Genomic DNA, 21,961 nt, shown 5'->3' on the forward strand with positions numbered 1-21,961 from the left:
TTACTAGGTTATAGTTATAAGTGTAATCTTTTTTTATGGAGACCAAAACATGGATCAAGTTTTTGATGTTGCAATTATTGGTGGCGGCATCAACGGCTGCGGTTGTGCTGCTGATGCGGCCTTAAGAGGCCTGTCTGTTGTTCTTATAGAACAAGATGATTTGGCTTCCAAAACCTCCTCCAATAGTACTAAGCTTGTCCATGGTGGCTTAAGATATTTGGAAAATTATGAGTTTGCTTTAGTGAGAAAAGCATTGACCGAACGGCAGCGCCTTTTTGATTTAGCCCCTCACTTGGTGCATGCTCAGCCATTGGTTTTACCCTATGAAGAACACATGCGCCCATCTTGGTTTCTACGTCTAGGTTTGTTTTTGTATGATCATTTAAGCAGTAAAAATCGCTTACCCAAATGCAAGAGTATTAACAAAAAAAATGAAGCTCAGTATTTTTCCCCTTTGAAAGAAGGGCTTGAGAGTGGATTTTTATTTTATGACGGTGCCGCTGATGATGCACGCCTAACCATTGCAAATGCACTGCAAGCAAAACAACATGGTGCAAGCATTCATACACGTTCTACAGTCATCAAAACCCAAGTTATTAATAATTTATGGCATGTAACCGTACAACCACAATCAGGAACAGCTTACATCATCCAGGCTAAAGCATTAATCAATGCGGCAGGACCATGGGTTAAATCAGTCGAACAACTCACCCACATCCCTGATCAGCAACAAATTAGCTTAGTTAAAGGCAGTCATATACTTGTGCCTAAATTATATGAAGGAGACCACGCTTATTTTTTACAGAATGAAGATAAACGCGTTGTTTTTGTCATCCCCTATCATAGCTACAGCATGATAGGCACTACGGATGTGCCACTCAATGAGCCATTAGATCAAATCCACATTAGTGACGAAGAAATTACTTATTTAATTAAATTAGTAAATACGCATTTCAACACGAAAGTATCTGCAAAGGATATCGTCTACACCTGGAGTGGTGTTCGCGCTTTATTAGCCAATGAAGATAAAGAGGCTCGTGCCTTAAGCCGAGATTATCATTATGAATTTCAAGTTAAACCAGCCCCTATAATTACCATTTATGGGGGGAAAATAACCACTTACAGACAATTGGCAGAAGAAGCCATCAATAAATTCAGTGCTGTTTTTCCTAATCTAAAACCCTCCATTACCGCAAATGCCCCATTACCCGGAGCGACTTTTGGAACCATGGCTTTTGCCGAGTATATTCAATATGCACAAAAGAAATATTCATGGATGGATAAAGAATTACTGCATCGCTATTTATATTCCTATGGCAGCTGCATGGAAAAATTTCTCTCATTGAGCACGAGCGAAAAATCATTAGGGAAGAACTATGGTTCAGGCTTGTACCAGGCTGAAGTAGATTATCTAATATTGGAAGAGTGGGCTCGCAGTAGCGAGGATGTCCTGAAACGTCGAACCAAGCTTGACTTAACACTGAATGCAGCCAGAAAAAAAGAGCTGGCTGCTTATGTTGAAAGTATTACTGTTTTTCATCCTCTTCAAACTGAGCCTTTATTGCACTAACATCCGCAGCAACAGCCTGCTCAACTAACTCATGTAAGGTTGATGCGGGAATACTTCCCGCATTAGAGTAAATAACAATACCTTCTTTAAACACCATCAAATGTGGAATCGAGCGAATTTCAAAAAAATCAGCTAATTCTTGCTCTGCTTCAATATTCACTTTAACAAATTTAATATGTGGATATTGACCAGAAACTTGCTCATAAATCGTCGCAAACTGCTTGCAGGGAGCACACCAACCAGCCCAAAAATCAACAAATACAATTTTGTTTTCATTAACTAATGCTTCAAAATCGGCAGTCACTACATTTTCGCAGGGCATACATCTTCCTTAGCTTCAATAGAGTCAATAATTTTATGAAATACATCATCTACATTACCACTACCAGAAACGCTATGGAATGCTGGTGCATCATGGTCACCAGTTTCTGCCCAATTTTTATAATAATTAATTAACGGGGCTGTTTGTTTTCGGTATACTTCCAACCGTTTTTTTACAGTTTCTTCTTTATCGTCTTCACGTTGGATTAACGGTTCTCCAGTGAGATCATCCAAACCTTCTTGTTTTGGAGGCTGATTCACAATATGGTAAACACGGCCAGATGGTTGATGAATACGACGCCCGCTGATTCGTCGGATAATTTCATTATCATCTACAGCAATTTCAATAACATGCTCCAAATGAATCCCTGCTTGCTTCAAAGCATCCGCTTGCACTAAAGTTCTAGGGAAACCATCAAATAAGAAACCATTTTTGCAATCACCCTGCTTTAAACGCTCTTTGACTAGGCCAATGATAATATCATCAGAAACAAGACCGCCTGCTTCCATAACTTTTTTAGCACTTAAGCCTAATGGGGTGCCTTGCGCAATAGCAGCACGCAACATGTCACCAGTTGAGATTTGTGGGATTTTATAGCGTTCAATTATTCGTAAAGCCTGGGTCCCTTTTCCGGCCCCTGGACCACCCAAAAGCATTAATCGCATCAAAAAACTCCTTAGAACATATCTCAGTTTGATTCATCTGAGTATACATCACTTTTATACGTTTATACCCAAGACTGTTTTAAATATTGGGTCTCTTTTAGATTCTGCTTAAAAAACAAAGCAAAATTTACCATAAAATTAAAACCAGGAATGCCTCTCTAGACTTCCTCGGCAAGAATTCAGCTGCATTGCATAAAGCTGCGAACGTGCTTTCACTTTACGCGCCACTGGCATTAACCATGCTTTTCTTAAGTAAGATCTACGCATATAACCTCCTACCCCCTCATGATAAGCGAGATAAAGATTGTAGGCATCCGCACGATTCACTCCAGCTCGTCGATTAGCCTGATTGGCGTACCAACCAATAAAATCAACTCCATCAGAAAAGTTATGACGAGAAGATAATAATCCGCCATTATTCTGCTTGTATTCATTCCAAGTCCCATGCAGCGCTTGAGCATAACCTGTCGCTGTTGTAGGTCTTTTCCAAGGAATAAATCCAAGTAATTTTTTACGTGGCGGCTTTGCATGCGCATCAAATTTTGACTCTTGATGAATAATAGCCATTTGCACTGGAACTGGAACCTTCCAACGATACTCAACATCTTTAGCATGAGTATACCATTTTGGGTATTCCCTAAATATGTTACAGACATTATTCAAATCTGAAGGAGGTCGGCTGGCACAGGCAGAAAGCACAGCAACACATAAAGGCAACAATATAAGTTTTAACTTCTTAAATTGAAACAAAGATTCCATAAACGATCAAATAAGAAAAAGGAAGATATTAACAAATTTAATTCGGACAATCTATGTAAATATAAATTAAATCGCTGTTGCCTCCTTGGTCCGCGTGATACTATTTGCTTTTGCAACTCACTAAAATAATAAGCAGTTTCCATGAGCACTCTGGTATTTGATATTGAAACCATTCCGGACATTGAATCCGGGCGTAAGTTATATGATTTACATGGATTATCTGATAAAGACACCGCTCAAGCGATGTTTGCACTAAGACGTGCTAAGGTAGGAAATGACTTTCTTCCTCATTATTTGCAACGAATATGCGCTATTTCTTTAGTTCTTAGCCAAGGTTCTAGCGTTAAGGTTTGGTCACTCGGTGATGAGCAATCGGATGAAAAAGAGTTAATTACTCGTTTTTTTGCTGGAATTGATAAACACACCCCTACTTTAGTTAGCTGGAATGGTAGCGGATTTGATTTACCGGTCTTACATTATCGGGCATTACTTCATGGTATTCCTGCACCAACCTATTGGGAGTCAGGGGAAAATAATCAAGCGTTTCGTTGGAATAATTATCTAAGCCGTTTTCATTACCGTCATATGGACCTTATGGATCTTATTGCCGGATATCAAAACAAGGCATTTGCTCCTTTAGATGAACTATCCAGCATGCTAGGTTTTCCCGGGAAAATGGGTATGAGCGGCTCAAAGGTATGGGAGCAATATTTTTCTGGAAACATAAAAAGTATTCGTGATTATTGTGAAACAGATGTGTTAAATACTTTTTGTGTGTTTCTACGCTTTGAATTAATCCGTGGGGTAATTAATCAGGATGAATACCACAGCTCAATTGAGCGCTTAAAATCGTATTTAAATTCTGAGAGCGAAAAACAACACTTGCAAGAGTTTTTGGGGAATATGGTTTAATGTAGGCCCCTAGCCTAACATGAGATTGCTAATGTGGTACAATGCCCATTAGGTTTTGGTCCCAATGGACACCAGAAGAATTGGCTGCGCTCATAACTTCTCGGATTTCGCTATGCTTGCTACATCCAGGCTCCATTTAAAAGTAGCCTGAATGCTTGCAACTAGAAGATCATGAGTGCCATTATGATATGGGCCCAACATTTAAAAAGCTCGAGGTTTAGGTAACTCAGCCATCGTTCTTTCCAACTCAATAAGCTCCACCGCTTGTGCAAACTCAGAACCATCCAAATGCTCCAAAGTCCGCGCGTAACGCTCCTCGCCTAATTTAGCATATTCATTTAAATCAACAGCCGTAGCTTCAAAAGCTAATTGCATCCATGACCATAAAGTAATCCACCATTCAATCACGGGTTTATATGCCTGGTACCAAGCTAAAACAGACTCGCTCACTAGTCCCTCACCAAAATAAGCTTCTAAATAGATAAATTCCTGTTTTTTAGATAACTTGCCTTCAATTGCAAAATATGCCAAATCCCACAGGAAATCATTATTGCTTGAATACTCCCAATCAATCTGATAAATCACTTCTCCCTGTTCTGAATCAGTCAACATGTAATTAAGTGGTGTTGAATCATTATGACAAGGTACTTTATTAATTTGATAGGCGGAGAAAAGATTTTGTAGCTCATTCATTTTATTAGCAATAAAATTTACTCGCTCCGGCAAAGGAAATTCTTTTTCTTCTAACGCCGCTAACAAACCAGCATTACGGGAAAATACATCCGTATCATTTAAAAACTGTTTTGACTGATGCAGTATCTTTGCTTTTTCTGCAAGGGCCTTTAATATCTCCACTCGCTCTAACCTGGTTTTATCAAGTGGTTTTACATCAGCAATAAACTCAGTAACTTGTACTCCTGAATTTCCATTAAAATAAGCCACGGGAACATTCAGTTTTAAATCTGAGGTTTGCTGCGCATTATTTTGCTCATGCTTTCGGTCAACAGAGAATAATGAGACATCACCAGGAAAACGAACAACCCATCGTTGACGTTTCTCAGACTCATAATTAGCTCCGACAGTAAGCTTGTAGGTCGCATTAGTCATTCCACCAGCCATTAGTTTGAAACTTAAAACATCTAAAGTTAACTGCGAAAACAGGGGAATTTCATTGATTTGAGGAAGTAAGCTCATGTACTTCTGGGCTAATTTCACTAACTCATTCCACTCTTTAGAAACAGTGGATAGATTATGTAACGATTCAGCATCAAGAAAACTTAAAATATAAGCAGCCAAGCCTGTTTTAAGCTTATATTGAACCCCAGTATTGCTAGTAAAAAAAAGCCATTTCATGAGATTGCCTTTTGATAGAAAGGCCCGGATTATATAAAATAAAAACAAACAATTACAACAAACAGCACTTTAGATCATTAATAAACCACAGGAATAACTAGATGCACATTGATCTGCTGATGAGAATCGAGTACACTATCTTTTAGTTCATTAAATAATCATTTAGTCTTGATATAAGCCATTCAATAAAATGCGCATAACGCCTAAAAAACATCAAAGACTTAAGAGCAAAAACAGCAAAACCGCATCAAAAACAAGGCTTATCTTATGTCCGAACCATTAATTCCGATAACTAAAAAACAGGCTATATTGTTTGCTTGCTTTCTCGTCCTGTATGAGTTCTTAACGTATGTCGCTAATGACATGATTATGCCGGGGATGATTAGTGTTACCCATGCATTTAACGCGCCAGAATCTGCCGTTGCCACCTCACTTACCATTTATATTCTTGGTGGAGCCAGCTTACAAATATTTTTAGGTCCCATATCGGATGCCTATGGACGTCGTCCTATGATGCTACTGGGTGCCTGCTTATTCTTTATTTTTACCTTATTTATTGCCTGCTCTAACTCAATGAGTCAATTTATGACTGCGCGCTTCTTTGAAGGTATGGGACTATGTTTTATTGGTGTTATTGGCTATGCAACCATTCAAGAAATTTTTGAGGAAATGGATGCTATTCGTCTTATCTCTATTATGGCTAATGCGACGATTCTTGCGCCGCTATTAGGGCCACTTTTAGGTGCGGTAGTCATTCATTATACCTCCTGGCGTTATATCTTTATTTCCATTGCTCTATTTGCTTTAGTTGCCCTGTGGGGATTATGGCGTTACATGCCCGAACCTATTGGACAAAAGAAGAAAAATGGAGAGCTGACTCCTAAAACCAAATTTTCGTCTAAGAAAGTTGTTGCTAATTACAAAACGTTGTTTACCAATAAAGTATTTGTCATGGGAACCTTAGCTGTCGGTACTGTGGGTATTCCTTGCCTAGCTTGGATTGCTTTGTCCCCCATTATTTTAACACTTGAGGGAAAACTAACCGTAATCCAATATGGGCTTTGGCAGCTACCAGTTTTTGGAGCCACAATATTAGGCAACTGGTTTTTGCACAAGCTAACCTATAAGTTTGAAATTAAAAAAATCATTTCTTTAGGGTGTGTGATTATGATAGTTGGCGCGGTATTAATGTCGGCTCTACCTTATCTGTATGGAAATGACTACCATTACCTGATGCCAGGCATCATTATTTATTTCTTTGCTCTAAGCGTGATTAATGCACCGCTAAATAGATTCTGCCTCTTTATTACCTCGGTAAGCAAAGGCACCGCCTCAGCATTAGTGAGTCTAAGTGTTATGGTTATTGGCGCACTTGGGACCGAAGCAGCAAATATTATCTATAAAGACCATAATAACCTGCACTTTTCGCTGTATTGTAACTTAATACAGCTTGTGTTCTTTATCTTTGCTGGCTTAGCATTTTGGATGCATAAGCAGGTGGAAAATAAAGAAGTATTAGAGAATATAGAAGCCTGCAAGAATGCCTGAACAGTGTAGCAACTGTCTTGAATTAAAATTCAGGACAGTTGCTATTACGGGTAAATAATAGCTCACCGCTTTGCAGGATGAGACTCTTTAAGTAAAAATGTTGCGATTAATAGACTAGCCAAGAAACATAGAGGCATAACCAATAACGCTGTTTGGTAGCCTGATATGCTATATACATAGACTCCATTCACACTGTGTCCAGAATTCGTATGTTGTAAGATATACCCTACTAACGGTTGGAATATCGCACCGCCAATTAATACGGACAGATTATTAAAACCAGACGCAGTCCCTACATATTCAGCCGTATTATTTTCTTTTACAACAGCAAAACTTACTGTTTGACCACCAGCACCTAAGCCTAAAACAAATAAAACAACAGGTGCCCAACCATAAGTAAGCCCAGGCCAATAAAGAAGTATCAAAGTGGCCACCAATCCTAAAACGGCGCTAGTAACTAACGCAATTCGCCGGCTCTGAATCTTGTCACTAAGCCATCCTAATAGAGGGCTACCAATTCCAATGCCAATCCAAATCATGCTGCATAAAGCTGAAGCAGAAACCACGCTAATTTGGAATTTTTCTTGAAGAAAAGGAACCCCCCATAAAGCGGCAAATACGGCGATTGGGGTCCAAATTGCAAATGCATAACCACCGATGATCCAAGTATGTGCATGCTTACATACTGCAACTAATCGTTTCCATTCATCGCGAAGATAATGTCCAGGAATTTTCTGATTTTGTTGATCAGGATAATCACGAATATACATCCAGAAGAATGCCGCTAGAATAAAACCAACAAAGGCTAAGATAAAACTCGCATTACGCCAGCCAACACCCTGGATTAAATAAGCTAAAGGTACTTCACCAAACATTGCTCCAACGGAACTCATTAGCTGAGCAACACCCGCCAAAATAGCGAAATAATGAGGAGGGAACCAACGTGATACCAACACGAGGACACCGATAAAAGAAAACGCAGAACCAATTCCAATAAGGAAACGCCCGATACACGCAGTAAATACGCTATCTGTTGACGCAAAAAATGCGGATCCTAGGGCACATAAAAGAATAGCTACTGTCATTAGCTTTCTAGGACCATAGCGGTCGTATAAAACCCCTGCTGGCAGCTGAGTAGGCGCATAGGCATAAAAATAAAAGGCGGAGATAAACCCAAATCCTTCCCCGGTAACACCAAAAGTTTTCATCATGGGCTCTGCCATAACGCTTGGCGCCACTTGCAAAATAAATTCGTATAAATAAAAGGATGCCGCTAAGAAAAAGATGAAGTACGCTGTTGTTAAACTACCCTTTTCTTTTTGATGTGTGTTCTCAGTGTAATATGCGCTCAATTTCAAATCACTCCGTTGTGAATCACTCATTTAAGCCTATAGCGATTTACTTTGTCAATATGGTTTTGTTAGATTTATAGGTTTGCTTAGATGAAATTCGTAGCCCGTATTAGCCCAGTGTAATACGGGCTACGTCTCATTAACTACGCATGTATATTGCCCCTAAAACTGCAGGCTTTTTTGAACCAGTTATAGCACTTAAATCTACTGGTTGCTGATTCATCGTTTGTGCTGCAAGCCAAGCAAACAGCATGGCTTCTAAATAATCGGGGCTGACTCCTACCTCGGCTACACTTTTTACTGTAACTTCCGGTAACAAATCCTGGATCATTTGCTTCAGTGCCAAATTGTGGGTTCCCCCTCCGCAGAGAAATAGTTCCTTTACCCCTTGGTACATATCCGTCACCGCATCAGCAATAGGATGTGCCGTAAATGCCAAGAGCGTTTTCTGAACATCCACAGCTTTATAATCGTGCTTTAAATGTGACTCTAACCAAGATAATGAAAAATATTCCTTACCGATGCTTTTGGGAGCAGCTAATTGGATAAAAGAATCGGCTAATAATGCGTCTAACAAAGGCTGAATCACCGTTCCTTGTTGTGCCCAAGCGCCATTCGCGTCGAAAGGCTTACCTTGATGTTTGGCAATCCAGGCATCCATTAAACAATTTCCTGGTCCAACGTCCCAACCACGCGTAGGATGTTCTGCATTAATAAAGGTAATATTAGAAATTCCACCAATATTAACTAAAGCAATATTAGAGAATTGCTTACTGAATAGCTCTTGATGATACAACGGTGCAAAAGGTGCTCCCTGCCCTCCATTCACTAGATCACGTGTGCGAAAATCAGCAATTACGGTAATACCCGTTAATGAAGAAATACTGTGTCCACAACCTAACTGCAAGGTATAAGGAATACTACTTTCGGTATTATGACATACAGTTTGCCCATGACTTCCTATCGCACAAATATCTTGAGCGCTCAGTGCTGCCTCATGTAAAACCTCTTTAGCTGCTTGCGCGAAATCACGACCTATTAAGGTATTCAATTGGCATATCGAGGCCAAACTCAAATCAGAACCATCGAGTAGCCTATTTAGCCCGTGCATTACCTCATCACTGTATTTTTTGGTAATGCCACAAATTAATTTATTTGAGGGAATATCAACAATTGCTGCGTCGATTCCATCCATGCTGGTCCCCGACATTAATCCTATAAATAGAGTCATTAGTTTCTCACTAAGTAGGTTAGGCTCATGGCCCAACTTGCAGTTTATGCTAACTTAAAACACTCATAAAAATTTCGAGTAGTTGCTTCGGCAACCTCTTCATAGCTAATACCACGCAACTGAGCCATAGCCTCCGCTACATGCTTTACCAAGGCAGGATGATTTTGTTTACCACGAAATGGAACGGGTGCCAAATAAGGCGAATCCGTTTCAATAAGTATTCTATTTAAAGGCACTTGGCGTGCAACCTCTTGCAATGCGGTTGCATTTTTAAAGGTTACAATTCCTGAAAATGAAATATAAAAATTCAGATCAATCGATTGCATTGCAATATCTAAACTCTCTGCAAAACAATGCATCACACCACCTATATCCTGGGCATTTTCTTCAACCATTAATTTAATCGTATCTTCAGCTGCCTGACGGGTATGAATGATTAAAGGCTTAGAAGTAATTAAAGACGCCTTAATATGCTCGCGAAAACGGTCACGCTGTTCTTCCTGTGCTTCTTCTGTATGGGTACGATAATAATCAAGCCCTGTTTCCCCAATCGCAATACAGGCTGGATTCGCAGCTAAATCACAAAGCATTTTTGCAGTAACCGGCTGGTCCATCTCTGTGTTTGGATGAACACCAACTGAGATATTAATATTAGAATTTTCAGCAGCTAGCTTTTCCAGTGCAGGATAATCAGTTAATTCCACACAAACACTAAGGAAATGCTGTACATCATTTTCTTTTGCTCGGGCTAAAACATTAGCCATATCCTGATTAAACTCAGCGAGATCCAAAAAATTTAAATGACAGTGTGAATCGACTAGCATAAATTGATAACCTCAAATTATTAAAGTTTGGCCGTTTTAAACCGTATCTGTTACTTGCTGTGATTTTAACATTTCTGCTAAATAGATCTCTATTTTACTGCGCAAATCACAACCATGATCATTGATAAATTGTACTCCTACTCCCGGAAATCGACTCGCTTGTGCTTCCACAGGGGTAATCCAGACTACTTTAGCATCAATATAATAAAACTCATCCTCATTCATTAAGTTTACAACTAAACTAAGCCCAGAGCCTAACTCATAGAGATGCTGCGTGCGAATAAATAAGCCGCCGCCTTTTACAAAAGGCATGTATGCTGCGTATAAAGAAGAAAGGTTATCAAATACACAATTAATTTGCTGCATCCTGTCACACTAGAAATCGAGTAATAAATCTTCCAAAACCAACGTAGAATTCATATTCAGGTTATGGCTTAGTTTGCGCCGTAATAAGTTTATTTTATCAATTTGAGAAAAAATAACGATTGGGCTCAGTAAATTGGACAATTTTTGTAACTGTTGGGCTGCCGGCCCGGTTAACATCGACTTATTAATCCACATAGTCTGAATTTGCGCATAAACCAGATAAAGAAACCATAAGATGGTATTAAGCTCAAATTCAGCCCATTTGGGTACCACAACACAAGGATGGCTTTTCTTTTCAATTACCGCAATTAATCCATCTAAAAGAGATTCCGCCTGCTGAATAATCTGAGCTTGCGCAGATTCTGGGGAGTAGCGCTCCCCCAAAGTTAAAAGATTTGTAATCGATAAATCCATAGGTGGCGCAAAATGGAATACCTGGCAACGGCTTAAAACAGTAGGAAGTACCGTACTTAGCTGTTGAGCCATTAACAAAAATAAGGTATGCGCGGCGGGTTCTTCTAATACTTTTAATAAAGCATTAGCTGCAGCGGTATTCATTCTATCCGCTGATTCAATAATAATTAAACGATGAGAGGCCCTCTGGGGTGTCAAATACGAATAACTTTGTAGTTCGCGGATTTGATCAATTTTAATTGGGCCCCCAACTTTTTCCGGTTTAATCCATTCAACATCAGGATGCTCCCCCCGGGCCGCCATTTGGCAATCAATGCATTTTTGACAAGGATTAGCAGAAGAGACTTTGCATAAGACCAACATAGTAAATTGCGTAGTAAACTCGGCTAAAGCACGGTCCATAGCCCCAACAAACAACATAGATTGTGGATTGCGTCCTTGTTCCCATGCTAAACGCAAATGCTCCCATTGAGATTGATAAACACTCATGCCTATTGCTCTATAAAAGTATGCAAGGCATCTTGAATTGCCTGTTGCACTACGGGCAGAGGGAGGCTAGCATCAATCGTTATTGCATTAGGATTTTTTTGTACATGATGCAAATAGCTATCATGCACCCGGTTAAAAAAATCTATAGATTGCTGTTCGATACGGTCAAAGGCACCACGTGAACGAACTCTCTGCATTCCCTCTTCCGGACTAATGTCTAAATACAAGGTCAAATCCGGCTTGAAACCATCTAATGCAAAGGCTGACAAGCGCTCAATCATAACTTGATCTAAACCTCTACCGCCTCCTTGATAAGCCATAGTCGACAACTCAAAGCGATCTGCAATAACCCAAGTACCTTGTTTTAAAGCAGGTTTAATTACTTGTTCTAGTAGCTGTATTCTCGCCGTGTATAAAAGTAACAGCTCACTTTTATCATCCAAAACATCTTTATACTCTGGATTTTTAATTACCTCACGCAGCACCTCACCAATGACAGTACCACCAGGCTCACGGGTAGTGATGGTCTTAATGTCTAACCGGGTTAGAAATTCAATGATTGTGTTTACTGCGGTAGACTTTCCAGCCCCTTCCAGGCCTTCAATAACAATTAACTTCCCCATTAAGGATAACATTAAGAACCCTTGCGTTGATATTGATTAATTGCTTGTCTTTGTTGCTCATAGGTTTCTGAAAATTGATGGCTACCATCACCCTTAGCAACAAAATATAAATAATTAGATAATTGAGGATGCGCTGTCGCATCAAGCGCCTCTTTACTTACCATCGCAATCGGTGTTGGAGGTAAGCCACGATATCGATATGAATTATAAGGCGAATCAACCTGCATGTCTTGATGCGATAATTTACCAGTATAGGCACTCCCTAAGCCATAAATCACTGTAGGATCCATTTGTAGAGGCATATGTTTATTCAAGCGATTAACAACAACGCCGGAAATCAATTGGCGCTCTTGGGGAATTGCCGATTCTTTTTCAATAATTGAAGCGGCTATGAGTAATTCATAAGGACTTTTATAGGGTAAATTAGCTGCTCTATTAGCCCAGACATTATTGAGGTAATTTTGTAAATTACGATGAGCTTGTTCTAGTAGTTTTTTACTGCTACTCCCACCTTGATATTGGTAGGTGTCGGCTAATATTAATCCCTCAGCGTTCGTATGATTACCCTTAATTAAGGACCAATCTTCCTGGTTATAATCCAAATAACTCGCTTTTGCCAAATCCTGTGAAATTTTCTGTTGTGTAGTTCCAGCAATAATCGTAAAGTTTTGCGTCAAAACATCACCAGCAACAACACGATAAAGCAGCTCTACCGCAGTTTCACCAGGCTTGATTTGATAGACCCCAGCCTTTAGCTTTTGAGAAAGCCCTGTAAAACGAATAATCAACAGTAAAGGTCTACGGCACTGAATTAAATTGTTATCTTTTAATGTTTGTACGAATTGTGACGCAGAGGCCGCTCGGCTCAAATTAATAATTTGTGCGGGCTCTTGTTTCGAAATAAGTGGAGTCGCTACGATGTTATAGAAATTCCAACATAAAAAAGCAAAAGACACAAAAAACAGTATTACTATAGAAAGAATCAGTTTTTTGTGTCTTGAGGCGGTCATTTAGATTCGCTTGAATCAATTCGCTTGAAGATTAGGCTACCGTTCGTTCCACCAAAGCCCAAAGAGTTACTTAATACATAATTAATAGTTCTCTTTTGAGCTTGGTTTGGTACATAGTTCAAGTCACAACCTTCATCAGGATTATCTAAATTAATCGTTGGTGGAGCAATCTGATCTTGGATTGCCATAATACTGATGATTGCTTCAACGGAACCTGCAGCACCTAATAAATGTCCGGTCATTGATTTGCTTGAACTTACGGCTAAATCATACGCATGTTCTTTGAATACACGTTTAATTGCCTTAGTCTCACCCAAATCATTTAAATAGGTAGAGGTACCATGTGCATTAATATAATCAATTTGCTGGGGATTGATATGAGCATCACGAATCGCTGCTTCCATCGCACGAGCAGCGCCATCCGCATCTTCATCAGGAGCAGTGATATGATACGCATCTCCAGACATACCAAAACCAGCTAATTCAGCGTAAATTTTTGCGCCACGGGCCTTAGCATGTTCGTATTCTTCTAACACAAGAATGCCGGCTCCCTCACCCATGACAAACCCATCACGGTCTCTGTCAAAAGGTCTTGACGCTTTTTCTGGCTCATCATTACGTTTGGATAAAGAACGCACAGCCGAAAAACCAGCTAGGCATAATGGGGTTAGCGTCATTTCCGCGCCACCACAAACCATAACATCAGCATCACCATAAGCAATCATTCGTCCTGCTAAACCAATATTGTGTGTGCCTGTAGTACAAGCAGTTACCACGGAAATATTTGGTCCTTTAAGGTGATGACGAATAGAAATCTGACCTGCAACCAGGTTAATAATACCCCCAGGAATAAAAAATGGAGACACTTTGCGTGGTCCACCAGCAACAAGCTTATCCTGGTTATTGGTTATTGTTTGAACACCGCCAATCCCGGAGCCAACAGCAACACCTGCACGGTATTGTAATTCAGGGTCGTCAAGGTCCAGCCCAGAATCGCGTATTGCTTCATCTGCTGCAGCAACACCAAACTGGGTGAACCCATCCATCTTACGAGCTTCCTTGATTGGCATGTAGTCTTCAATGTTAAAATTCTTAACCTTAGCCCAGATTTTTGTACTGTATTCAGCAGTATCAAAATCTTCTACTACACTTACGCCACTAACACCAGCTACAATATTTTGCCAAGTATCTTTCACATTTAGTCCGACAGGAGTAAGCATACCCATGCCTGTGACAACTACACGCCGCTTATTCAATCAAGACTCCTCGAAGAATTATGCTTCTTCTTTATCTAAATTAGATTCAATGTAATCAATTGCTTCTTGAATCGTAGTAATTTTTTCAGCTTTCTCATCAGGAATTTCTGTTTCAAACTCTTCTTCAAGAGCCATAACCAATTCTACTGTGTCTAGAGAATCAGCTCCCAGATCATCAACGAATGACGCATCATTTTTTAGATCTTCTTCTTTAACGCCTAATTGTTCAACAACAATCTTGCGTACACGATCTTCAACAGTACTCATAACTTAATTTTCCTCTTTCGGTTGATAGAAACTTTTTATTATTCCTGATAATTAAAACCACTCCCATTTAACTTTAACCTCTTAAACACCTTGTCTAAAACACCTTCAAAAGGTCAAAGTTAAACAGGAGGGTATAGTTTATTCATTTATACAGATAACGCAAGTGCATTTAATCCATATACATTCCGCCATTTACATGGATTGTACTACCTGTAATATATTTAGCATCATCTGAGGCTAAAAAGGCAACGGCATTAGCGATATCCTCTGGCTGACCTAACTTGCGCAACGGAATGCGCTTCATCATTTCATCCTTTACCATATCAGGTAAAGAAGTAGTCATATCGGTATCAATGAAGCCTGGCGCGACCACATTCACTGTAATGTTTCTGCTACCTATTTCTTGCGCTAAAGATTTAGAAAAACCCACAATACCTGCTTTTGCTGCTGTATAATTCACCTGGCCTGTATTTCCGCTTGATCCGACCACTGAACCAATAGAAATAATCCTACCCCATCGTGCTCTAAACATCGATTTTATACAAATTTTAGACATTCTGTATATGGAATTCAAATTTGTATCGATAACTTTAAACCATTCATCATCGTCCATACGTAATAAAAGGTTATCTGAAGTAATTCCAGCATTATTAACCAAAATTGCTGGTGCATGGCTTGCCTCAGCCAGAGCATCTATAACTTGTTCTATTTGTTCGCTATTTGTTACATCAAGAACCAAGCCCTTACCTGCTAAATTTTCCTTTTTTAAGTATTCCGTGATAAGCTCAGCACCTTTTTCAGTGGTTGCAGTGCCGTAAACAAAAGCCCCACTTTGAGCTAACTTAATAGCAATCGCTTGGCCTATCCCACGACTGGCACCAGTTACTAAGGCAACTTTACCTTCTAAATTATGCATGGATGTTCCTTAAAATAAAAATAGCTTCAAGCAAATAGTTAATATAATATGCCTCATTTAGGCGACGTATTTACGCTAATTGTTCTGCCACTTGATCCAGGCTAATAGTATCGTAAATACTAATTGTATTTAAACTTCTATCAATTCTTTTAATTAAACCATTGAGGACCTTACCTGGACCACATTCTAAAATCAGTTCAACACCCTGATTTTTAAAGAGTTGAATCGTCTCAACCCAACGCACGGGGCTATAAAGCTGCTCTTTTAGGCGATCTTTTATTTGTTGTGCTGATTCGTAAATACTTAAATCGACATTACTTACTACTTTGATATTCGGTTTTTTAAAATTAACTGCATCTAAATGCGCGGCAAAAGATTCTGCTGCATCAGTTAATAAAGGACAGTGGCATGGAACACTGACAGGTATAATCTTAGCTAAACGTGCACCGGCTTCTTCAGCTAATGTAATCATACGATTAACTGCGGCAGTATGCCCTGCAACAACAATTTGTTCGGGTGAGTTGTAGTTTGCTGGAGTAACGAGTTCATCTCCTTGACTAGCTTCTTGGCATAATGATTTCACTTGTTCATCATTAAAGCCAATAATTGCGGCCATAGCACCAGCACCTAAGGGAACAGCTTGTTGCATTACTTGACCTCGACGCGCAACCAAACGTGCACCTTCAGTTAAAGTTAATGCACCAGCACAAACTAATGCAGGGTATTCACCTAGACTATGACCAGCCATAAACTCAGGCGTGGCAAGGCTTTCTTGCTCTAATAAGCGGTAAACAGCAACATCTGCAGTCAACATAGCAACCTGAGTATATTCTGTTTGGTTAAGGCGTTCAGCGGGCCCCTGCTGAACGAGCTGCCATAAATCATAGCCTACAGCCTCAGAAGCTTCTGCAAAAGTATCTACAATAATAGGATATTGTAATTCAAAGTCAGTTAACATCCCTACTGATTGCGATCCTTGTCCAGGAAATACGAACGCTGTTTTTACCATAATTAAGTCAACTCCAATCTATAGTAATTTAAATAAGTCCCGAGATTAAAACCACCGGTCTTATTAAAATTACACTCAAGATAAAATTATTAATAACGAATCACCATTGCACCCCAAGTCATTCCGGCACCAAAAGCTTCAATCAAAAATAAATCATCTTGTTGAATTTGCTTGTTTCGGATGGAATGATCAAGAGCCAAAGGAATAGAAGCCGCCGAAGTATTGCCATGATTACCAATAGTCACAACAACTTGGGACATGGGAAGCTCTAATTTTTTAGCGATAGCTTGAATAATACGCTGATTAGCCTGATGGGGAACTAACCACTTAATATCTGACTTTTTTAATTGACAAAGTTCTAAAACCTCATCAACTACGTTACCCATGATATTAACAGCAAGTTTAAATACTTCATTGCCCTTCATCGAAATTACCGCACGCTCTTCTTTAAGGGAATAGTTCTGAAGTTCCAAGTATCTTTCTGTATCATAAGAAGAATGGAGTACGCTTCCTATAATCCCTTGCCGATTACTTGCACTTAATACAACAGCACCGGCCCCATCGCCAAACAAAACGCAGGTGGCTCGGTCATTCCAATCAAGCGCATGAGACATACGCTCACTACCTATAACTAAAACATTATTTACTGTACCGGCGGTTATATATTGCTTTGCAATATCCATAACATAAACAAAACCGCTACATGCAGCGCTAACATCAAAGGCAGGGATTGGTTTTTTAATTTTTAATGCGTTTTGCACCGCACAGGCTACGCTAGGAAAAAAATTATCGGGCGTACAAGTCGCCACAACAATTAAATCAATCTGATCTGCATCCAGATTTGCAGCGAGTAAAGCTCGCTCGGCAGCTTTAGCTGCCATATATGAAGTTGTCTCATGCCCTTGAGCGATACTGCGATTACGAATCCCTGTTCTCGAAGCAATCCATTCATCACTGGTGTCTATCATCGACTCCAGTTCAACATTGGAAAGCTGTCTCTCCGGACTATAGCTCCCAGTACCACTAATTACAGCATATTTCATAAAAGCAACCCTTGATTCATAAAGTCGTTTATACGAGCACGAACTAAATCAATGACATCATTCTTTACTTCAAGAACAGCTTGCTCTATTGCATGTTGAAAACCTACTTCATTGGTTCCGCCATGGCTCTTAACGACAATACCATTCAGCCCTAGTAAACTGGCCCCATTGTAACGTGAAGGATCCAAACGGCTTTTTAATGGTTTTAATACAGGCATTGCAATTAAGCCAATTAACTTAGTAAGTATATTGCGTGTAAAAGACTCTTTGAACAGCCCTAGGAAAAGTCGAGCAAGACCTTCGCTCGCTTTTAAGGCAACATTGCCAACAAATCCATCACAAACAACTAAATCAATCTCACCTGAATAAAAATCATCTCCTTCCACATATCCAACATAGTTCATAATAGAACATTCTTCAAGCATATGTGCAGTTCGTTTGACTTGGTCATTGCCTTTTATTTCTTCAACACCAATGTTTAATACGCCAATTTTTGGGTTTTCTTTGTTTGAAACTGCTTGTACTAAGGCAGACCCCATAACGGCAAACTGAAACAGATGTTCAGCACAGGAATCCACGTTGGCCCCTAAATCAATAACCCAAGTTCTCCCCTTCATTGTCGGAAGTTCAGAAACGATCGCGGGCCTATCAATACCGGGTAACGTTTTTAATACATAGCGTGCAGTAGCCATTAATGCACCTGTATTTCCAGCACTAACACAGGCTTGTGCTATGCCTTCTTTAACCAGGTTAATCGCTACACGCATGGATGAATCTTTTTTATTGCGCAAAGCAGATGAAGGCAATTCGTCCATAGCAACAACCTCAGAGGCATGCACTATAGAAAATTGCTTCGACGAGGAAACGCCTAACTTTTTCAAATAGGCATCAATCTTGTCGTGAACACCAACAAGAATCAGCTTTAAATTAGGATTGTTATTCGCTGCGCGCACACAGGCAGGAATCACTACACTCAAGCCATGATCCCCACCCATCGCATCTATTGCAATGGTGATATTTTTCAAGAAATATTACTCTTCGTCTGATTCGTAAGCTGTATCTGCATCAAGAATCTTTTTGCCACGATAGTAACCATCTGGAGTCATGTGATGACGTAGATGAGTTTCACCTGTAGTAGAATCAACAGATAAAGTAGGTGCAGTTAAAGCATCATGCGAACGACGCATATCACGACGTGAACGCGATTTCTTATTTTGTTGTACGGCCATTGTATTACTCCTAAACAATTTGCTTTCATAAAGCGGGAATATTACCCATATTTTAACATCAATCCAAGTATTTATTGAATAAAATATTAAGATTGCCCGTTTTTTTAGGTTAAAAATTGATTTATTTCATTGCCGCAATCCCCAATTTCAGGATGAAACTGTGGCGCGTAGAGATGCAACTCATCAATTATAAGATCTTCGAGGCTTACTTGTAAGTTAGAAGCTACGATACATTCATAGCGTTCTAGAAGCTGTTCGGCTCGCGCATCATCACGGCACACAGCAATGATGGTGTTATTCTCGTAAGAATAATTAAAATCATCCATACAACGCTGACATAACAGAGCCAGTTCCCCACGAACCTCGAGGTTAATTAAGTAAAAATCTTCTCTAGTCTCAACATGATAGTTTACGTTTAACTCACAAGGCGTTGCAATAAAATGCGGTACCCGTTCAGTAAGCGTTACTGTTTTGCTTTGTTGGCCTTGTTTGGCTAGTTCTTGTAAATAAAGCATTTTCCTATATTCCTTTGTGTGTTGCATTATGGCATCACTTTCACCTGAGCTACTTTTATGACATAATGTTCTGTTTACAATCTGCACTTTTTAGTGCCAACCCACTATTACACATTAATATAAGCGGTATCTGGATTTTATGAAAGAAAAAGTTATTGTTGGAATGTCTGGAGGTGTCGATTCTTCTGTTGCGGCCTGGTTATTAAAAGAACAAGGCTACCAAGTTGAAGGATTGTTCATGAAAAATTGGGAACAGGATGATACGGATACTTTTTGTCCAGCAGCCCAAGATCTTGCTGATGCACAAGCAGTATGCAATCAATTAGATATCCCTCTGCATAGTGTTAATTTTGCCGAACAATACTGGGAGCGTGTTTTTACTCATTTTTTAAGTGAGTATGAAAAAGGACGAACGCCTAATCCGGATGTACTCTGTAATAAGGAAATTAAATTTAATGCTTTTTTAAACTATGCATTAGAGCTAGGCGCCGATTACATTGCTACCGGCCATTATGCTCGCAATAAAATCGAAGGCAATGTCGGCCATCTCCATAAAGCTAAAGACCGTGATAAAGATCAAACTTACTTCTTACATGCGGTAGAACCTGAAGCCCTAGGAAAAACCTTATTCCCTATTGGCGATTACACAAAACCCGAAATTAGAGAGTTTGCAGCCCAATTAGGTCTTGTCACTCAAGCAAAAAAAGACTCAACAGGAATCTGTTTTATTGGTGAGCGACGTTTCAAAACCTTTTTAAAAGAATTTATTCTGGCCAAACCTGGTGAAATGAAAAGTACTGATGGTACCGTACTGGGTAAACACGATGGTCTTATGTTTTATACCTTGGGCCAACGACAAGGTTTAGGTATAGGTGGTATGCATAGCTCATCAGATGAGCCTTGGTATGTAGTTGATAAAGACGTAGCGACGAATACCTTATATGTAGCTCAAGGAAGCCATCATCCCATGCTGTATTCACAAGGCCTCATTTGTGGTCCAATACATTGGTTAGCTGAATGCAGTGACCAATTACCGCTTACCTGCTATGCAAAAACAAGATACAGACAACCTGAACAAGGCTGTATGATTTCTCCTCCGGATAATGGTCAACACTATGTGATGTTTTCCAATCCGCAACGAGCAGTGACACCTGGACAATACGTGGTTTTTTACGATAAAAACCAGTGCCTGGGTGGAGCGACTATTGAACAGATTATTAGATAGTTGAAATAGTAATGGACCATATGCACAGGTCAGCCCGAACAGCATGGCCTGAATTTTAACCTGAACGATTACTTAATATCCAGGTATAATATATAATTTATAAATGAACAATCGGAGTTATTACAATGGCTGCTATAGATATATCCCCCACTGACAGCGATATTCGTTTTTCTGTTAATGCCGCAGATAAGGTAGCTGAATTAATTCGCGAAGAAAATAATTCTAATCTGAACTTACGTGTTTCCATCTCTGGTGGTGGTTGCTCTGGATTTCAGTATGGCTTTAGTTTTGATGAAGAAATTAATGAAGACGATACTGTAGTTATTCAACACTGCTCTGATGGCGTTTCCTCAGTAAAATTGCTTGTTGATCCCATGAGCCATCAATACCTTCACGAAGCAGAAATCGATTACATTCAAGGTATCCAAGGAGAGCAATTTGTGATTCGTAATCCTAATGCGAAAACCACCTGTGGTTGTGGTTCTTCGTTTAGTATGGATGATGATGAGTAATCTGGTTTAATAAATAATTTTGTATTCAAAATAAAAACCTGGTTGCAAGCAACCAGGTTTCGCTTATTAGCTTTTAATAAGGCTTAATCACCACTTTCGTTCCAATTTTCATAAAATTATGACTTAGCCATTTTGCATCACTTGGTGGTACACGGACACAACCATGGCTCGCATTGTAATTGGGGACTTCATGAGAGCCGTGGATCGCATAATTTTTACTAAAAAACATACAATATGGCATTGGAGCCCCACCTCCCCCTAGAGGGTAACGACTGGAACGGCATCCTGGACCACCTTTACTCGAGATACGAAATACACCGCTCGGCGTTTTACAACTACGATGAATATCTGGACAATATTTTCTGCCCGCAGAACCTCTTCCAGTGCGAACTACCTGACCATGTTCATTGATAGCCTTCCAACTTAATGTATTAGGATTAAAAATGAAGGTATTTCCTGCAGAGTATGCCGAACATACAGGAAACATAAATAATACAAATAAAGCCAGGGATAAAAAGCGAGGTGTTAATACAGCAGATTGTTTTTCCATA

General features: G+C 39.6%; 25 protein-coding genes. 5 read left to right on the forward strand and 20 right to left on the reverse strand.

The window, feature by feature from the left end:
- Positions 1-49: 49 nt before the first annotated feature.
- Entirely contained in the window at positions 50-1,570 is a 1,521-nt protein-coding gene (gene glpD, locus J2N86_RS09230) for a glycerol-3-phosphate dehydrogenase (RefSeq protein ID WP_252579105.1), read from the forward strand.
- Here the strand turns inward: glpD and J2N86_RS09235 are convergent.
- The 3 genes from J2N86_RS09235 to J2N86_RS09245 form a co-directional block, all read right to left on the reverse strand.
- Positions 1,527-1,892, reverse strand: a complete 366-nt coding sequence (locus tag J2N86_RS09235) for a thioredoxin family protein (RefSeq protein WP_252579106.1) — start codon at positions 1,890-1,892, stop codon at positions 1,527-1,529. The genes glpD and J2N86_RS09235 overlap by 44 nt on opposite strands.
- The gene (adk, locus tag J2N86_RS09240) at positions 1,874-2,557 is read right to left on the reverse strand and encodes an adenylate kinase (protein ID WP_252579107.1); all 684 of its coding nucleotides are present in this window, start codon (positions 2,555-2,557) and stop codon (positions 1,874-1,876) included. The genes J2N86_RS09235 and adk overlap by 19 nt, the downstream gene beginning before the upstream one ends.
- A gap of 138 nt (positions 2,558-2,695) precedes the next feature.
- On the reverse strand, positions 2,696-3,316 hold the full coding sequence (locus J2N86_RS09245) for a transglycosylase SLT domain-containing protein (RefSeq protein WP_252579108.1): 621 nt from the start codon (positions 3,314-3,316) through the stop codon (positions 2,696-2,698).
- A 141-nt stretch (positions 3,317-3,457) separates the two neighbouring features.
- On the opposite strand from J2N86_RS09245, the gene J2N86_RS09250 reads away from it, so the two are divergent.
- A complete protein-coding gene (locus J2N86_RS09250) occupies positions 3,458-4,228 on the forward strand; it encodes a 3'-5' exonuclease (RefSeq protein ID WP_252579109.1) in 771 nt (256 codons plus the stop codon).
- A gap of 201 nt (positions 4,229-4,429) precedes the next feature.
- Here the strand turns inward: J2N86_RS09250 and J2N86_RS09255 are convergent, their stop codons facing one another.
- On the reverse strand, positions 4,430-5,581 hold the full coding sequence (locus J2N86_RS09255; RefSeq protein WP_252579110.1) for a phosphotransferase family protein: 1,152 nt from the start codon (positions 5,579-5,581) through the stop codon (positions 4,430-4,432).
- 267 nt (positions 5,582-5,848) lie between these two features.
- Here J2N86_RS09255 and J2N86_RS09260 point away from each other — a divergent pair, with 267 nt between their 5' ends.
- Positions 5,849-7,129, forward strand: a complete 1,281-nt coding sequence (locus J2N86_RS09260; RefSeq protein WP_252579111.1) for an MFS transporter — start codon at positions 5,849-5,851, stop codon at positions 7,127-7,129.
- A 62-nt stretch (positions 7,130-7,191) separates the two neighbouring features.
- Here the strand turns inward: J2N86_RS09260 and J2N86_RS09265 are convergent, their stop codons facing one another.
- The 15 genes from J2N86_RS09265 to J2N86_RS09335 form a co-directional block, all read right to left on the reverse strand.
- Complete coding sequence (locus J2N86_RS09265) at positions 7,192-8,511, reverse strand: MFS transporter (RefSeq protein ID WP_252579112.1); 1,320 nt, start codon at positions 8,509-8,511, stop codon at positions 7,192-7,194.
- Positions 8,512-8,620: 109 nt separating this feature from the next.
- Positions 8,621-9,712, reverse strand: coding sequence for an anhydro-N-acetylmuramic acid kinase (locus J2N86_RS09270; protein ID WP_252579113.1), 1,092 nt, complete (start codon positions 9,710-9,712; stop codon positions 8,621-8,623).
- 44 nt (positions 9,713-9,756) lie between these two features.
- The gene (locus tag J2N86_RS09275) at positions 9,757-10,536 is read right to left on the reverse strand and encodes a TatD family hydrolase (protein WP_252579114.1); all 780 of its coding nucleotides are present in this window, start codon (positions 10,534-10,536) and stop codon (positions 9,757-9,759) included.
- Positions 10,537-10,572: 36 nt separating this feature from the next.
- Positions 10,573-10,902, reverse strand: a complete 330-nt coding sequence (locus tag J2N86_RS09280; protein WP_252579115.1) for a PilZ domain-containing protein — start codon at positions 10,900-10,902, stop codon at positions 10,573-10,575.
- Positions 10,903-10,911: 9 nt separating this feature from the next.
- Positions 10,912-11,805, reverse strand: coding sequence for a DNA polymerase III subunit (locus J2N86_RS09285; protein WP_252579116.1), 894 nt, complete (start codon positions 11,803-11,805; stop codon positions 10,912-10,914).
- A 2-nt stretch (positions 11,806-11,807) separates the two neighbouring features.
- Positions 11,808-12,440, reverse strand: a complete 633-nt coding sequence (gene tmk, locus J2N86_RS09290; protein WP_252579117.1) for a dTMP kinase — start codon at positions 12,438-12,440, stop codon at positions 11,808-11,810.
- A complete protein-coding gene (gene mltG / locus J2N86_RS09295) occupies positions 12,440-13,438 on the reverse strand; it encodes an endolytic transglycosylase MltG (RefSeq protein ID WP_252579118.1) in 999 nt (332 codons plus the stop codon). The genes tmk and mltG overlap by 1 nt, the downstream gene beginning before the upstream one ends.
- The gene (gene fabF, locus J2N86_RS09300) at positions 13,435-14,694 is read right to left on the reverse strand and encodes a beta-ketoacyl-ACP synthase II (RefSeq protein ID WP_252579119.1); all 1,260 of its coding nucleotides are present in this window, start codon (positions 14,692-14,694) and stop codon (positions 13,435-13,437) included. Before fabF ends, mltG begins: the two co-directional genes overlap by 4 nt.
- 18 nt (positions 14,695-14,712) lie before the next feature.
- Entirely contained in the window at positions 14,713-14,961 is a 249-nt protein-coding gene (acpP, locus tag J2N86_RS09305) for an acyl carrier protein (RefSeq protein ID WP_006871648.1), read from the reverse strand.
- A gap of 169 nt (positions 14,962-15,130) precedes the next feature.
- Entirely contained in the window at positions 15,131-15,877 is a 747-nt protein-coding gene (gene fabG / locus J2N86_RS09310) for a 3-oxoacyl-ACP reductase FabG (protein ID WP_252579120.1), read from the reverse strand.
- 70 nt (positions 15,878-15,947) lie between these two features.
- Complete coding sequence (gene fabD, locus J2N86_RS09315) at positions 15,948-16,886, reverse strand: ACP S-malonyltransferase (RefSeq protein ID WP_252579121.1); 939 nt, start codon at positions 16,884-16,886, stop codon at positions 15,948-15,950.
- Between the two features lie 89 nt (positions 16,887-16,975).
- On the reverse strand, positions 16,976-17,929 hold the full coding sequence (locus J2N86_RS09320; protein WP_252579122.1) for a beta-ketoacyl-ACP synthase III: 954 nt from the start codon (positions 17,927-17,929) through the stop codon (positions 16,976-16,978).
- The gene (plsX, locus tag J2N86_RS09325; protein WP_252579123.1) at positions 17,926-18,954 is read right to left on the reverse strand and encodes a phosphate acyltransferase PlsX; all 1,029 of its coding nucleotides are present in this window, start codon (positions 18,952-18,954) and stop codon (positions 17,926-17,928) included. Before plsX ends, J2N86_RS09320 begins: the two co-directional genes overlap by 4 nt.
- A gap of 6 nt (positions 18,955-18,960) precedes the next feature.
- Positions 18,961-19,158, reverse strand: a complete 198-nt coding sequence (rpmF, locus tag J2N86_RS09330) for a 50S ribosomal protein L32 (RefSeq protein ID WP_058535299.1) — start codon at positions 19,156-19,158, stop codon at positions 18,961-18,963.
- 104 nt (positions 19,159-19,262) lie between these two features.
- Positions 19,263-19,673, reverse strand: a complete 411-nt coding sequence (locus tag J2N86_RS09335; protein WP_252579124.1) for a YceD family protein — start codon at positions 19,671-19,673, stop codon at positions 19,263-19,265.
- 139 nt (positions 19,674-19,812) lie between these two features.
- Between J2N86_RS09335 and mnmA the strand changes: the two genes are divergently transcribed.
- Positions 19,813-20,898 carry a tRNA 2-thiouridine(34) synthase MnmA gene (gene mnmA, locus J2N86_RS09340; protein ID WP_252579125.1) on the forward strand — a complete coding sequence of 362 codons (1,086 nt, stop codon included), beginning with the start codon at positions 19,813-19,815 and terminating at the stop codon, positions 20,896-20,898.
- Between the two features lie 125 nt (positions 20,899-21,023).
- Positions 21,024-21,410, forward strand: a complete 387-nt coding sequence (erpA, locus tag J2N86_RS09345; protein WP_252579126.1) for an iron-sulfur cluster insertion protein ErpA — start codon at positions 21,024-21,026, stop codon at positions 21,408-21,410.
- Positions 21,411-21,483: 73 nt separating this feature from the next.
- On the opposite strand, the gene J2N86_RS09350 is transcribed toward erpA, so the two are convergent.
- Positions 21,484-21,960 carry a L,D-transpeptidase gene (locus J2N86_RS09350; protein ID WP_252579127.1) on the reverse strand — a complete coding sequence of 159 codons (477 nt, stop codon included), beginning with the start codon at positions 21,958-21,960 and terminating at the stop codon, positions 21,484-21,486.
- Position 21,961 lies beyond the last annotated feature (1 nt).

The sequence above is a fragment of the Legionella lytica genome, from assembly GCF_023921225.1.
Taxonomy (GTDB): Bacteria; Pseudomonadota; Gammaproteobacteria; order Legionellales; family Legionellaceae; genus Legionella; species Legionella lytica.